Here is a 13,632-nt window from a genome sequence, read left to right as displayed (position 1 = left end):
CCTACTTCTCCTCTTCTATTTTCTCCTGCTTCCTCCTGATCTGTCCTTTTATTATCCTATCCTTCAGACATTCTGGACAGTATGACGTCATCCTGCTTCTGCAGTTCGGACAGTACCTCTCTCCTCCAGTCAACCATTCAACGACACCTCCCAGCACAAAAGCAATACATAACGAAACCACAAAATATATCCAGTTCATTGTCCAGTTCCTCCGTCCCTCATCATTTCAAGCATTACTTCGTTAATATCCCTATCCTCCGCAGAGCTTTTTTCCTTCACAAACTCCATTTTCTTTCGTAACTCCTTGCCCATCACAATATACAGATGCTCCTTGCCTCCATAGCTGAATATCATATATGACCTGTCCAATGTATCTCCGTGCTTCGTAAACAACTCGTTAACGATATTGGACAGATCGTCTACTGTCTTGATTTCATTCTTAGCCTTATCAAGCTTACCAGCTACTTCGTCTGGTAACGATTTTTTGATGTCAATATACAGTCTCTCAAATTCTCTGTCTTCCACAAATCCCATCAACGCCTTAAGCTCTTCATTATCATAGCTCTTCGCTATGTCGTCCCACATCTTACTGAACTTGAGCGGGTCTATATCTCCTTTGAGGACATTAAACCTCATATTCTGTATCTTTGCTTTATCATCATCCCAATCTTCTCTTATAACACATGGGACTTTTTCATAACCTGCGACTTTCGCAGCATCATATCTCCAATGTCCGCTTACCACCTCATACCTATCCTTCTCAGTTTTTCTCACCACAATATTTTCGAGAATCCCCACTTCCCTAATCTGTTCAACCAGTTTATTAAACTTTCTGTCCTTCATTACGTTAGGGTTCCACTCAGCTCTGTCTATCATGCCGACATCTATCAATATCGTCTCTGGATGGGGATGATCTATCTTTCCAACAGGAGTCTCGTTATCCTTTTTAGCCTTTCTTGCCATATATGTCTCCTTTTCTATAAACTGGTCTGTTTCTATTGCACAGGTCGATACATCCATATTCATCCGTCAACATTCGGTGGATATCATAGTCAGACGGATACCTGAACGTTCCTCCTCTCGCATACCTGTCTTCAAGAAAGCACCTGCCGTATTTGCCGAGAGACCTGATTACCAGATCGAGGCTGAACTCATCCGGTAGACTTGGGACAATCGTGTCGAGCAGTTGCCTGATTCCATTCGGCCTGATATACGAGTTCTTCAATTTCAACCTGCCAGATACTGCCTTTTCGAGTATCGAATATACCTCTCTATATCCATAACTTTTGGCAATGAATTCCTTCATCCAATCCATTTCCTGCGAAATCTTGTCATAGTGGTCGTATATCTCCATGAGCATCGAGTATGCTTCTTCTTTTCTCGAGAACATCCATTTATACTCAGGCGGCAACTGCTTCAAAGCCCACTTCTTTTTGGGGAAAATTCCTACCGCGCCTAAATACATCTGCTCGTAATACCCTACAGGGAAGCCTTCCGATTCACTCCAGCATACGAAAGCATGAGCTGATTTGGCAATCTTAAGGTAGTCATCCTTTGGACATCCGTAATGAACCACAATTTCAGGTCTTCCTTTCAGAATTTTATCCATACGTCGTTTGACAGGAAGCTGCTGAGTCCCGGTAGTTACAACGATATTCACATTCCTTCCGCTCCGGTACATCGTGTCATACAGCTCCAGAATCCTATCCGGTTTCTTCACCGAATTTAGCCTAGCCGCATATATGAGTGTGAATTTTTTCGCTCTTGTGATCCCTTCAGTCTTCTTATCAATATATTCAGTATCGATTCCAACAGACCTCACAACTGCCTGTTCGTGGATCTTCTTGATACGTGCAGCCGATACATACTCCGACGCAAGTTTCTTTGCCCGCTCCCTCTCGTACTCGGTCAAAAATACTGTCGTTGCTTGAGAATAGCCAAGACTCATCAGTGCAAGTCCGATGTCCCCACGTAATGCTCCACCACTTTCCCGGTCGAAAACTCCTGGTTCAATTATACAACACTCAATATCCCTGCACCGTACATAATCAGAAAGGATCGCCTGCCACTGTGGGACAACTGATGCTTTAGATGTGATAATCGCATCTATGATCTCGCTCCCATACCTTCTCGAAAACGTCTTTATCAACCAATCCTCATCGATCAGATTGTATGCCGTGTAATAATCATATCGAATGAAGTCATGGAATACGTACATCAACCTTTTCATTCTGTATACCTTTTCTTTAGCAAAGCCTGGTACCAGCATGTAGCACCAATGACCACTTTCGGTAAGGTAACGAGCCAGGTCCAGAAACAACAGATAGTTCGAGTCGCTATGGATATTTCTTAGCCCTGTATGGGGCACTAGCAACAGTCTCACTTAGTTCATCTTCCTTTTCTCTATCGGCAATGATGGCACTTGGTACATCCAATGAAGGATTCATCTCCACTGAGCTTCATTAACTCCTTTACCCGATAATCAGGATCAGTTCGTTGTTCAACTGTAAGCTCCTGATACTTCCGAAACTTTGGCTTAATCATTTTTGAGACCTTTCTTTTTGAATCTTTGCTTTTCATCTCTATCCTCCTTATTCTCCTCATCTATACCTCCATTCCGCAACCACTCCACAAGGCCATTTTCCATGCTCGACACAGTATACGGTCTGCCATGGCACTCCTTTCCCGTTCAAATACGCTACAATCTGCGCTCCTTTTCCATACTTTAGTCCATCGGTATCATCAATCCCTAACGCTCCATTCAACCGATCCTTTACAAGCATCCAGTCCTTCAAATGCTGATACTGGCACGTAAACTGATCTACACCATCCTTACGCCATCCGATACTATCGAGGTAAACCATGTCAATATGCTCATGAAATGTTCTCAAAAAATCCTCAGACCTCATGTTGTGCCATTCAATGTACCGATCAAATTCTTTGCATACGTTTCTGGAAATCTCAATTGCTTGTGGGTTATTGTCTACGCTGTGAAGTTTCCCACCTCCATTTTCAGAAAGCCACTTAGCAAAAAAATAAGTGCTGCCTCCATCTCCCTCAAAATCTCCCCTGAATGTTCCTATCTCAACAATCAGGTAAGGTCCTGCCGCTTTTACAGACTTGCATATATCAAACATCTTCTGAAAAACTGCCGTCCTACTAGATGCCCTTGGCGGTGCTGTGATCACTTCCATTCAGTTTACCTCCTCAAGTCGTATCCAGTGAATGGGATAATAAGAGGTTCGATAAAAAAAATCATTGTAGGCGATTGTGTGCGTTCCTTAAGTGCTTGATATTATTAAATATTACAAAAAATCAGTAGTTTTTGTCTATTTGTTTCAATATCGAGTTTCTTTTCCATCATAAAATACACGTATAAACAATGTTTTTCCCTTTTGTAAGCTTGTTTTGACTAACGTCTTTCTTTTCTAAATACAAAAAAGGTTGCTTCCTGTTCCCCATAATCATGCCTCATTACCACATGGGGTGACAGCACAAAACAGGTCGCAAGGATCCTGTCGGGATGGTACGAAACCAGTGATCCTTTATAATCTATATCACTCAGGCACGTAAAAACGATTCCAAGATCGGCGATCTTCCACATTTTAGGTATCAAATCATCAAATATATCTTTCGTTGCCAGCGTTCCTATCGCAAGGGCATAATCAACCTTTACTTTAGGCATTGAGTCAATATCACAGCAGGCAAACATTAACTCCGGGCCTGTACAGTATCGTTTTCGGGCAATATCCACAAACTCCTTTTTAATGTCTATCCCTACATACCGTTTCAACCATCCAGTCCTTTCATACAAAAACTCGTAGAAGTCACCAAATCCACAGCCGACATCCAATATCGAAGTACCGTTGAAATCGATCTCCTGACAGATTGTCCTATACGTTACAAACTGTCGGTTCTGTCCTCCCCACAACAGTGACTTGTAGCTATCTCCTTCCTTTTCAAAGACCTCATCATACAAGTATCCTATATCCCACGATTTATTCACCTTAACATCTCCTTTCCTGCATCTCCTCCGCCAACATTCATCAGCAGGTCAATTACAGACAGATTCCCAATAAACGGCTTATACGGTTGTTCGTACTCCCGTGCTGTCCAGTCCTGTGGAAAAACCTTTATTCCTACCTTACGAAACCTGTCGTAATCCAGGTACTTGTCAGCAGCAACCTTCCCACAATGGTATTCAGTTGCGTGGAGTGCCTTGCAGATATTTAACATCCAATCTGACGGATTGTCATACGGATCAATATCAAGCTCATCATCTAGTACAAGCTTAACGTCGATGCCAAGGACCGCCATGCCATACCTGAGGGTTGCAATGTTTAATTCGCCTATAGAGGCGTATGTTTGACATATAATCTTTTTAATCGCATCGAAGTAGGTAGAGAAGAAGGGTGTTTTTCCATAATTCATTTCTATTGTCCTTATCATCTTTCTTTGCCACTGCTGACCGTAATCAATCCTGGTATCTTTTATTGACTGTCTTCCGTCGTGAAGGGTAGGGACCTTCATTTCCTGCAAACGGTTTGCAGACTTCAGAAACAGCTTAGGCTGGTCTCCATTCCTCACGAATTGTGCGGAATGAAGTACCACTGCGATATCGCATTCCGCAATACGATTAAACATGTGCAATCTCTGAAAAAACAACGGCTGATTTATGGTTACCCTCATCCTACATACCTCAATAGCCGAAACGCTTCGGCGTACTCAATCCCAACAATTCGCCCTCTTGTTTTAGCCCAAAGTACACACGTTTCAATACTTATAGTGTGGAGATTACTTCTCAACTGTGACTGGTGGTATTCTATTGCCTTCACTTTTTTTTCGATATAGTCCTCTATATCAACGAAGAAGTTTGCCCAACTATCTTCTCCAGACAGATTCCATGTGCTAGCCGGATACTCGTGTTCCAGAACATACCGTGGTGTAGCTTTATCCGGGCTTGGTCTACAAGCAGCGAAGGCAGCCTGATGAGCTACGATATGGTCCTGGTGGAATGACTTTCTTGGAATAAACACAGTGCTTGCTTGATGCTCTACAATCAGTCGATCAATTCGGTGAACAATATCCCTTATCGGAATCGTATCCAACCTAGACTCTAGGTCTCCTGTCCGATACAGAACATCATAATAATCCACTCCAAGATACTTCATAGCATTTTCAAACTCTCTGATTCTTGTCTCTGCAGTCACCTTCTCCTCCGCGTGACAAAAAAATATATCTCCTGCAACCAGAACAATAACGGAGACCTCTCCACCAACCTCCTTTATTTTCGCAATCGTTCCAGCTACGGAGATGCATTCGTCATCACAGTGAGGGACAATAACCATGCATTTCCTAAACAGTTCGGTCATGTCTAAACTCCTGGTTAGCGTTTTAAAAATTTCACGCTTTCAACTTTAGGATTCTGCAATATCCATTGTTTCATTTCATATAATGTAAACCGTAAACCATGTTGCAGTCTATATTCTGCGATGATAGCTGTACCATCCTTATTTTTAACATAGGCAGTGCAAACGCTAACTAATCGTTCAAGATTGTCTCGCTTCGCTCGCAACTTAACTCCTTGTTATGCACTCTGCAAACTCACCATGCCGCGTCCTGCCATCTGCTGCTTTAAGTCAGAAGGAAGAAACGGCATCATCGTATCCGGTGAAAGGGCCTTCCATGCGCCCAAAAGATGACCGAGCCCTATCGTCATCAAGGCAATCCCCTGATCTCCCATCTCGGCGCCTACATGAATATAGCTGTGTTCTTTGCCGTCCAGCCAGCCGGGATGTTCAGCACGAACCAAAGACAAAAACGTGTCTTTGTCGCCACCCTTTGCTGCCACCTTGAAGAAGGTCAAGTCAACGGTATGGCCGTCCGGTTGTGTTTCTTCGGGGTTCTCTGGTGCATCATAGCATCTTCCACAGGTACAAGCTCCCCTTTCTGCATAGGCTGAAACATAATCATACAATTTCATAAATCCTCCTTAATGAATGAAAGGCCGTGCATAACAAATCGCTCAACGGCGACCTCCGCTACGCTCCGGCGCGTTAGCTCTATCGTTAGCCCTCCTTGAGTCTGTCATCATTCCCACATCCCTCTGCTTCCCAACAACTTGGTAGTAACATATAAATTACTAAGTACTCTTTGTAAAAAAAATATTCCACCATCAATATATTTCGTGAGGCTTAATAATCTTGCGCCACTTTTCATCAAACCTCTTGTCCTCTTCTTGTGCTATTCGCTTCGCCAGATCTTTCTTAGAGCCATCTGGACAGATACCATATTGATTAGCCATATGCACAAGTACATCCTTTCCATACCTCATAAAAAGTTTCATCCCAACATCATAACTCATACAAGCCTCCCTTTCCTTGTATCCTCAAGCTCTTTTCTCCTGATCGCTCCATCAACAGCCCTCAAGTGCTTGCATATCGCTTTCCTTGTCTGGTGGTGGGGGCACTCACAACTTGGTTCGTTTAGGTCTACAATATAGGTCACATCATTTGTTGTTTCACTTTCAACGCTGTAAATTCCTGGTCTATTGTCAACTACTATGCGAGGACGATATCTTCCATTAATTTCCTTTGGACTAAACAATTCTATGTCGTCAGGTCTCTCATTACGTTCTTTCTCCGGACTTTCGTTTGAACTTGCAGACAGTAAACAACCATTCAACTTAAATTGCTTTATCATATTTATTCGCCCACTGAGCGTTCCGCTAAACCTCTCATCAAAACTCCCACCAGCCTTAACTTCATCCCAACCCGATTTGGAGTGACGATCCTTTGCGTAGGATGGAATTGGTCTGTACTTACCACTTTCTATATCCTTCCTTCCACGATGCCATGCCCATTCCCTCTCCTGACCATCCTCGACTTCCCAAAACTTTGTGAGCTTACACAGCCTTTCTACCCAGGCAAAGAGGATATTCTCTGAGTCTTTCGTAAAATTGAGAGCCTGCCACGCAGCATTAGAGTAGATAGCTGCTTCTACCCCGAAACAGTCCTCATACGTAAAAATGAGAAGTCTTCTGCCTATATACCACCAGCTATCTCCTGCTTCTTGTGTTACTTGAAGCCAATATAGAGCATTCTCAACGTTACCAAGCCTCATTTCCTTTATAAGAGCACTAATAACATCTTTTTGGTTATAGCCCATCGTCTCATACTTGGCCTTCTTTTGTTCTTCCTGCAGTTCCTTTTTAACCTCTTCCTTGCTCATTCCAAACTCTAAATTAACCATTATATCCCTCCCTTACATTTTATGGATTTATGAGGATATTATACAGAATGGGGATCAGGTTGTCAAGTATAAAATATCAACAATATCAATAAGTTACATCTCATTTATTCCTGTTTCTATAGCAAAATCGGTACATGTTACGTCCAACCTTTTCAACAATGAGATCTCCTCTCTCCTCGAGTTCATGGCACTCAACGCAGAGCGTGTAACAGTTTTCCTGTGTATCAAGCCTTAATTTCGACCTGGGCACATAATGAGCTAGGGTCAGATTCTTTCTCGATCTACAGAATGGGTTTTTACACGTCCATCTATCACGCTCGTGAATCCATCTTTTGAACCTCACGTAGTCTATACCTTTTAATACCACTTTCCCCTGTTTCGGGAACTTCATCTTCTTGTAGTCCATGAGACCTCTCAAATGCTTTAATTGCAAGTTCGTCCATATTCATATAGGTACCGACAAACTCCTGGCATATGACCTCAAGAAGATATGACCTTACCTCAGATCCAGTTAATTTTCCTGCCAGGTCCAACGCACTCTCAACCACCAGCTTTTGCCCTTCTGCAAGGGAAAAAGTAATAAACGACTTCATTTCACCTGGACTAATCCCACGTGCCTTTCTTACCTCATCCTGTAAATTGGTTGTAGTACTCTCCCGGGCTTTGCCAAGCCATTCTTCTTTATTTTCCTCATTGATTACTCCAGGTAACTCCTTAAGTTTTGACCACTCAATTCCTATTCTTTCATCCTTCGTGATATTATACCGCTGGCACATATCCGCAATCGCTATCAAATATCTTGCCTTTCGCTCCTTAAAACCTAAACACTCCTTTACGTACTCCACAAAGCCTGAATATCCCCAATTCATGTAATACTGTTCCTTCTCAATCTCGCGCAGGATCATTGCCAACTCATAATAACTATCCTCGATCCGATTGCAAAGTTCCTCTGCCTTTTCCTTGCAATAAACAGACCTCTCTATATCTGTACCTTTTTCCATCACGGCAGGTACCGTTGCTTTTTTCGGTTCAGAGTTGCTACATCGAGAGTTACAGAATTCCTTTTCACACTCACAACAGCACTTTACTCTTTCAATACAAGACGACATTCCCCACAGGTGAGAGCAGATACCATTTTCATCCTTTTCAAGAGAGCATTCCTGCCTCACGGCATTGACAGTTTCCTCTTTTCCTTTGTAGTCCTCCAGCTCTCCGTCGATTGTTTCTTGAGAAATATTTCTTATACTTTCGCACCCGGACTTAGACTTACACGTTTGTATACAGATCACCAAAAACTTTCTCTGTTTGTCCCTTGGACAATAAATTACTGTTCTCTCCATAAATTTCCTTCCAGTTAATTCAACAATTACAGTGGCGGTTTTAAGGCATAATTTTTTTGACCCAATCCTGACCCAAAACTTTGTCAAAAATATGCGACTTTTTGGAATTCTGTGGAACAGTGTGGAAAATGGGTAAACAAGCTAACTATTGAATAAAACGTAGGAAATTATTGATGGGATGGTGCCCCCGGCGTGACTCGAACACGCGGCACAGGGATTAGGAATCCCTTGCTCTATCCACCTGAGCTACGGGGGCTCGGTTATTTAATGATTTCGAGGATGTTTTATTAACACCTTCAATATGGTTTGTCAAATATTTTATATAAGTTGACCTGCCATAGGCAAAGGGTTCCTGTGTTTGAAGTTTCCTGTGGCGATGCCCTCTATAAACTACGCGTTAATCAGATATTTTAACCCTGTTACGCCCTTCTTTTTTTGCCTGATACATAGCATGGTCTGCTTTTGAAATCAGTGAAGCAGGTTTATGCCTACCACCTGGGATTGTAGTGGCAACCCCTATACTGATGGTTACTGATTTACAGATTGGTGAGTCAGGGTGTGCAATTCCTGAAACCTCCACATTAGCCCGCAATAGCTCTGCCACAAGAGCAGCTCCCTTTTTATCCGTATCCGGCAGCACAACCACAAATTCCTCACCGCCATAACGTGCCGCCATGTCTCCGGGGCGGCGGAGCGTACTTCTCAATAAGTCTGCTACCTGTTTCAGAGCATCATCACCACTTTGATGCCCCAGTCTGTCATTATAAGCCTTGAAAAAATCGATGTCGCACATGATCAGTGACATTGGAGACCTGTCACGTGCTCCACGTCCCCACTCTACATTAAAGATCTCTTCAAAATAACGCCGATTTGCCACACCTGTCAAATCATCCATGTAGGAAAGACGTCTAAATTTCTCCTCGCTTTCCCGCAAAGCCTTCTCCATCTTCTTATTTTCAGTTATGTTTCGTAAAGTAACATAGCTTCCTGCCGGCATTCCTTTAGAATCCTTAAAAAATGCTCCGCTTATACTGACATCAAGAATTTTACCTTCCTTGGTATATCTTCTACTCTCGACATCCAGGAAACATGCATTGGTATTGCCTTCTTCGAATAATTTTTGGAGTATGGGCCATTCTTCCTCCGGGATAAAGTTGTCCATTTTTTTCCCCAGACGTTCCTCCTGTGTCCACCCGAACACGCTTGTAAATGCAGGATTAAGATAGACTACTTTGCCATCCATGTCATAAATAACCGCTGGATCAGGATTAGAATCTAAAATTGTACGATATCTCTCTTCGCCCTCTATCAGTTCTTTATCGGTTCGATTACGTTCAGAAATATTTCTGATTGCTACTACCCTGACCAAACGTCCCTGATATTCCATAGACTTCACATTAGTCTCTATCGGAAACTCTGTCCCGTCTTTCTTAAGCCCCATAATCTCATGAGATCCTGTGACTCCAGATTTAATCTGTTTTTCAATAAATTCTCTGGACAAAGGAGCCACTGTCAATGGTATTACCTGCTGCCCGATCAGTTCTTGCGGATCATACCCAAACATCCGAAAGTATTGTTCATTTGCTGTAAGAAGTACACCCCCTTCATGGATTGCTATTCCTTCAAAAGTAGCCTCCGACAGGGTTCGGAACCGTTCTTCACTCTCCCTAAATGCCCTGTCTATATTCTTATGTTTAATAGCTTCTGTTTCTAATTCTTTTATTCTTTGCTCCAACTCTTCATAGGTTGGTTTGACGGGCATCATAATATCCTCCAGTTACGAGAAATAGATATACCTCAATTACTGGGTAAAATCCAGCCTTTTTTGTATTTTAGCGCTCTTTTTATAAAACCACTGGAAAACCTTAAGAAGAAATGGTATAGTTGTGCACCAGGGGAAAAAGATGCTTATACTGATGATAGACAATTACGATTCCTTTACCTATAACCTTGTCCAGCACTTCGGTGAGCTTGGAGTGACACTCAAGGTGATAAGGAACGATAAGATAACCCTGGAAGGTATAGAAGATATAAACCCGGACAAGATAGTCATCTCCCCTGGTCCATGTACACCGGACGATGCTGGCATATCGAAAGACGTCATCAGGTATTTTGGAGAAAAGAAATGTATACTTGGTGTCTGTCTGGGCCATCAATGCATAGGAGAAGTTTTTGGAGGTAAGGTTAAAAGGGCAGATGTAGTTATGCACGGCAAAACCTCCATGATCTATCATGATGGAAAGGGTGTCTATAGGGGAGTTGAAAATCCTTTTGAGGCCACCAGGTATCATTCTCTTATTGTGTCAAACGATGAATTCCCTCCCTGTCTTGAGATTACAGCAAGGACAGAGGATAGCATTATAATGGGCACAAGGCACAGGGATTATACAATAGAAGGGGTGCAGTTTCATCCGGAATCGTTTCTTACCGGTGAGGGGAAGAAGATTGTCAGGAACTTTATAGACCTTTAGAGGCATATCTGTGAATTTTTTAAATGGGGTAAAAATTGGGAGACCTGTAGTAAGAGAGCTTAACATCTTTTTACCACCTGAATCTGTTTTCGACAGGATTCACTCAATGCCTTTCAGTTTCTTTCTGGACAGCGGCATGGACAGGTACAAACTTGGAAGATATTCCTTCATGGGGTATGCCCCTTTTTTAATATTGAAGAGCAAAGGTAACAGGATAGAAATTGCCATTGGGGGCGATAAGTATACCATAACGGGTAACCCATTCCATATCATTGATAGCATCATCAGGCGCTATAAGATTAAATCTGACCTTGCCAATCCTCCCTTTATCGGTGGAGGGGTTGGCTATTTTTCGTATGACCTCTGCCATTTTATTGAAAGGTTACCAAAAACTGTGGTTGATGACCTGAGCCTCCCAGATTGTTATTTCTGCTTCTATGATAGGATATTAGCCTATGACCATCAGGAGAACAGATGGTATATCTGCTTGACTCGTTTTGATGGGACCCAGGATTTTATGACAAAAAAGACGACTGAAGACAGGATAAGAAAGTTTGAAGAGGAGATATTGGTTGTGCTAAAAAATACTGGGGTAAACCCATCAAATCCCATGAATGCAACAAGACCCAAAGTGGCCCTTGAATCAAACTTCACGAGAGAAAACTATTTAAAGGCTATAGAAAAGGCCAAAGAGTATATCTTTGCCGGGGATATATACCAGGTGAACCTGTCTCAGAGGTTTCATGCAAAGCTTCCCATGGGGCATTATCAATTGTATAAGAAACTCCGCAGTGTCAATCCAGCCCCTTTTGCCTGCTACCTGAACTTAAGTGATGTGACAATAGTCAGCTCTTCTCCGGAGAGGTTCCTGAAAGTAGAAGGTGATAGGGTCCAGACAAGACCGATAAAAGGTACCCGGCCAAGGGGAAAAGACCATGGTGAAGACGAGAGGTTGAAAGAAGAACTTATAAAAAGCGAAAAAGACAGGGCAGAGCTAAATATGATTGTGGATTTGGAACGAAATGACCTGGGACGGGTATGTGACTATGGCTCAGTCAGAGTAACGGAGCATGCTATTGCTGAGACCTATGCTACGGTTTTTCACCTGGTTTCAACAGTAGAAGGAACGTTGCTCCCCAGGTATAATTACATAGATTTGTTAAAGGCATGTTTCCCCGGAGGTTCTATAACAGGTGCTCCGAAGATTAGGGCAATGGAGATAATAGATGAGCTGGAACCTACTGCCAGAAGCGTATATACAGGGTCTATCGGATATCTGGGCTTTAATAATCATATAGACCTGAATATCGCTATTCGTACCTTCCTTATAAAGGGGGATGATGTCTATTTCCAGGTAGGCGGGGGGATAGTTGCTGATTCTACCCTGGAAGGGGAATTTGATGAAACCCTGGATAAGGCAAAGGCATTGATTGAAGCCCTGACCAGTTGAAGATAGTTCATCGAAAAATTTCCTTTGGAGCGAATATGAGCAGGATTTTTGGGGTACCCATCTTGACGAAGCGGAAGATAAGTCCGCCTTTGGCGGATTTGATCCGCCGTAGGCGGAGAGTTCCTGAAAATGCCTGGAGCAAGTCATAGATGGGTCAAAAAACCTGCACCAGAGAGCGGAAAAGGGAATTTTTCAGTGCCAACTAAATAGTTTTTCAGGTCTTGCGGAGAATCGTTATTATGAACAATTACGTATATCTGAACGGGGATTTTGTGTCAAAGGAAGAAGCTAAAATCTCTGTGTTCGACAGGGGATTTTTATACGGAGATGGATTATTTGAGACTATGAGGGCATATTCGGGCAGGGTCTTTATGCTGGACGGACATCTCTCACGATTATTCGACTCCCTTGATAAGCTACGGATTCCTCTCAGGAAGGATAAAGAAGAACTGAAATCGGATATAGACAGATTGATAGAACTCAACCGCTTATCCGATGCCTATATAAGACTTACTGTGTCCAGGGGGCTCCACCGTGACACTCTGACTTTCAATGACAGCTATGACCCCACTGTTGTCATCATGGCAAAGGAAATCTCCCCATATCCTCAAGAATACTATACTCAAGGTGTTAATGTAATAATATCAGGCATCAGACAGAATTCATTTTCTCCTTTGCCCCAGCATAAATCCTTGAGCTACCTTAACAACATCCTGGCAAAGGAAGAAGCCAGAATAAAAGGGGCATTTGAAGCTATCTTATTGAATTCTGAGGGAGAAGTAACAGAGGGTGCTACAAGCAATGTCTTTACAGTAAAGTCTGAGAAGATTTTTACCCCCCCTGTTTCAAGCCATTTATTACCTGGTGTAACAAGGAAGGCAGTACTGGGTATTATTCATGAATTAAACCTCGAGGTAGCTGAAAAGAAAATTGTACCATATGAACTCTTCACCTCGGATGAGGTATTCTTGACAAATTCTATAATGGAAGTAATGCCGGTTGTTGAAGTAAATAATAAAAAGATAAAGGACGGCAGCCCCGGTCCGATATATAAAAGTATAGCTAAGGCATATAGGGAGCTGATAGGATAGTGGATGACTGCCCTGCATCTTCTGTTTTA

At 42.5% G+C, this 13,632-nt stretch carries 17 protein-coding genes and 1 tRNA gene; 3 read left to right on the top strand and 15 right to left on the bottom strand.

Features of this window, described 5'->3' with window-relative positions; translation table 11 throughout:
• Position 1: 1 nt before the first annotated feature.
• The 15 genes from AB1401_00395 to AB1401_00325 form a co-directional block, all read right to left on the bottom strand.
• Positions 2–199: a hypothetical protein gene (locus AB1401_00395; protein ID MEW6613921.1), complete on the bottom strand. Its 198-nt coding sequence runs from the start codon at positions 197–199 to the stop codon at positions 2–4.
• On the bottom strand, positions 196–963 hold the full coding sequence (locus AB1401_00390) for a ParB N-terminal domain-containing protein (protein MEW6613920.1): 768 nt from the start codon (positions 961–963) through the stop codon (positions 196–198). The genes AB1401_00395 and AB1401_00390 overlap by 4 nt, the downstream gene beginning before the upstream one ends.
• On the bottom strand, positions 947–2,383 hold the full coding sequence (locus tag AB1401_00385) for a glycosyltransferase (GenBank protein MEW6613919.1): 1,437 nt from the start codon (positions 2,381–2,383) through the stop codon (positions 947–949). Before AB1401_00385 ends, AB1401_00390 begins: the two co-directional genes overlap by 17 nt.
• Positions 2,384–2,403: 20 nt before the next feature.
• Positions 2,404–2,580 carry a hypothetical protein gene (locus AB1401_00380; GenBank protein MEW6613918.1) on the bottom strand — a complete coding sequence of 59 codons (177 nt, stop codon included), beginning with the start codon at positions 2,578–2,580 and terminating at the stop codon, positions 2,404–2,406.
• 20 nt (positions 2,581–2,600) lie between these two features.
• Positions 2,601–3,194, bottom strand: coding sequence for a class I SAM-dependent methyltransferase (locus tag AB1401_00375; GenBank protein MEW6613917.1), 594 nt, complete (start codon positions 3,192–3,194; stop codon positions 2,601–2,603).
• Between the two features lie 218 nt (positions 3,195–3,412).
• On the bottom strand, positions 3,413–4,006 hold the full coding sequence (locus tag AB1401_00370) for a class I SAM-dependent methyltransferase (protein ID MEW6613916.1): 594 nt from the start codon (positions 4,004–4,006) through the stop codon (positions 3,413–3,415).
• Positions 4,003–4,689 carry a WbqC family protein gene (locus AB1401_00365; protein MEW6613915.1) on the bottom strand — a complete coding sequence of 229 codons (687 nt, stop codon included), beginning with the start codon at positions 4,687–4,689 and terminating at the stop codon, positions 4,003–4,005. Before AB1401_00365 ends, AB1401_00370 begins: the two co-directional genes overlap by 4 nt.
• Entirely contained in the window at positions 4,686–5,372 is a 687-nt protein-coding gene (locus AB1401_00360; GenBank protein ID MEW6613914.1) for a PIG-L deacetylase family protein, read from the bottom strand. Before AB1401_00360 ends, AB1401_00365 begins: the two co-directional genes overlap by 4 nt.
• A 215-nt stretch (positions 5,373–5,587) precedes the next feature.
• A complete protein-coding gene (locus AB1401_00355) occupies positions 5,588–5,983 on the bottom strand; it encodes a hypothetical protein (protein ID MEW6613913.1) in 396 nt (131 codons plus the stop codon).
• Between the two features lie 192 nt (positions 5,984–6,175).
• Complete coding sequence (locus AB1401_00350; protein MEW6613912.1) at positions 6,176–6,364, bottom strand: hypothetical protein; 189 nt, start codon at positions 6,362–6,364, stop codon at positions 6,176–6,178.
• Positions 6,361–7,251 carry a hypothetical protein gene (locus AB1401_00345; protein ID MEW6613911.1) on the bottom strand — a complete coding sequence of 297 codons (891 nt, stop codon included), beginning with the start codon at positions 7,249–7,251 and terminating at the stop codon, positions 6,361–6,363. Before AB1401_00345 ends, AB1401_00350 begins: the two co-directional genes overlap by 4 nt.
• A 100-nt stretch (positions 7,252–7,351) precedes the next feature.
• A complete protein-coding gene (locus AB1401_00340; GenBank protein ID MEW6613910.1) occupies positions 7,352–7,642 on the bottom strand; it encodes an HNH endonuclease in 291 nt (96 codons plus the stop codon).
• Complete coding sequence (locus AB1401_00335; protein ID MEW6613909.1) at positions 7,563–8,591, bottom strand: hypothetical protein; 1,029 nt, start codon at positions 8,589–8,591, stop codon at positions 7,563–7,565. The genes AB1401_00340 and AB1401_00335 overlap by 80 nt, the downstream gene beginning before the upstream one ends.
• Positions 8,592–8,770: 179 nt before the next feature.
• Positions 8,771–8,847 (bottom strand) — tRNA-Arg (locus AB1401_00330).
• 141 nt (positions 8,848–8,988) lie between these two features.
• Positions 8,989–10,356, bottom strand: coding sequence for a diguanylate cyclase (locus AB1401_00325; protein ID MEW6613908.1), 1,368 nt, complete (start codon positions 10,354–10,356; stop codon positions 8,989–8,991).
• A gap of 139 nt (positions 10,357–10,495) precedes the next feature.
• Between AB1401_00325 and AB1401_00320 the strand changes: the two genes are divergently transcribed.
• From AB1401_00320 to ilvE, 3 genes are all read left to right on the top strand, one after another.
• Positions 10,496–11,062: an aminodeoxychorismate/anthranilate synthase component II gene (locus AB1401_00320; GenBank protein ID MEW6613907.1), complete on the top strand. Its 567-nt coding sequence runs from the start codon at positions 10,496–10,498 to the stop codon at positions 11,060–11,062.
• A gap of 10 nt (positions 11,063–11,072) precedes the next feature.
• Positions 11,073–12,512: an aminodeoxychorismate synthase component I gene (gene pabB, locus AB1401_00315; protein MEW6613906.1), complete on the top strand. Its 1,440-nt coding sequence runs from the start codon at positions 11,073–11,075 to the stop codon at positions 12,510–12,512.
• Between the two features lie 239 nt (positions 12,513–12,751).
• Entirely contained in the window at positions 12,752–13,603 is an 852-nt protein-coding gene (gene ilvE, locus AB1401_00310) for a branched-chain-amino-acid transaminase (GenBank protein MEW6613905.1), read from the top strand.
• The last annotated feature ends 29 nt before the right edge of the window (positions 13,604–13,632 follow it).

This window comes from Thermodesulfobacteriota bacterium (assembly GCA_040757775.1).
Lineage (GTDB): Bacteria > Desulfobacterota > UBA8473 > UBA8473 > UBA8473 > UBA8473.
This window is presented reverse-complemented; position numbering and strand designations above follow the sequence as displayed.

Coding starts and splice junctions, on each gene's coding strand:
- AB1401_00395 (MEW6613921.1), bottom strand. CDS start 199: ATGAACTGGATATATTTTGTGGTTTCGTTATGTATTGCTTTTGTGCTG.
- AB1401_00390 (MEW6613920.1), bottom strand. CDS start 963: ATGGCAAGAAAGGCTAAAAAGGATAACGAGACTCCTGTTGGAAAGATA.
- AB1401_00380 (MEW6613918.1), bottom strand. CDS start 2,580: ATGAAAAGCAAAGATTCAAAAAGAAAGGTCTCAAAAATGATTAAGCCA.
- AB1401_00375 (MEW6613917.1), bottom strand. CDS start 3,194: ATGGAAGTGATCACAGCACCGCCAAGGGCATCTAGTAGGACGGCAGTT.
- AB1401_00365 (MEW6613915.1), bottom strand. CDS start 4,689: ATGAGGGTAACCATAAATCAGCCGTTGTTTTTTCAGAGATTGCACATG.
- AB1401_00360 (MEW6613914.1), bottom strand. CDS start 5,372: ATGACCGAACTGTTTAGGAAATGCATGGTTATTGTCCCTCACTGTGAT.
- AB1401_00355 (MEW6613913.1), bottom strand. CDS start 5,983: ATGAAATTGTATGATTATGTTTCAGCCTATGCAGAAAGGGGAGCTTGT.
- AB1401_00350 (MEW6613912.1), bottom strand. CDS start 6,364: ATGAGTTATGATGTTGGGATGAAACTTTTTATGAGGTATGGAAAGGAT.
- AB1401_00345 (MEW6613911.1), bottom strand. CDS start 7,251: ATGGTTAATTTAGAGTTTGGAATGAGCAAGGAAGAGGTTAAAAAGGAA.
- AB1401_00340 (MEW6613910.1), bottom strand. CDS start 7,642: ATGAAGTTCCCGAAACAGGGGAAAGTGGTATTAAAAGGTATAGACTAC.
- AB1401_00335 (MEW6613909.1), bottom strand. CDS start 8,591: ATGGAGAGAACAGTAATTTATTGTCCAAGGGACAAACAGAGAAAGTTT.
- AB1401_00325 (MEW6613908.1), bottom strand. CDS start 10,356: ATGATGCCCGTCAAACCAACCTATGAAGAGTTGGAGCAAAGAATAAAA.
- AB1401_00320 (MEW6613907.1), top strand. CDS start 10,496: ATGCTTATACTGATGATAGACAATTACGATTCCTTTACCTATAACCTT.
- ilvE (MEW6613905.1), top strand. CDS start 12,752: ATGAACAATTACGTATATCTGAACGGGGATTTTGTGTCAAAGGAAGAA.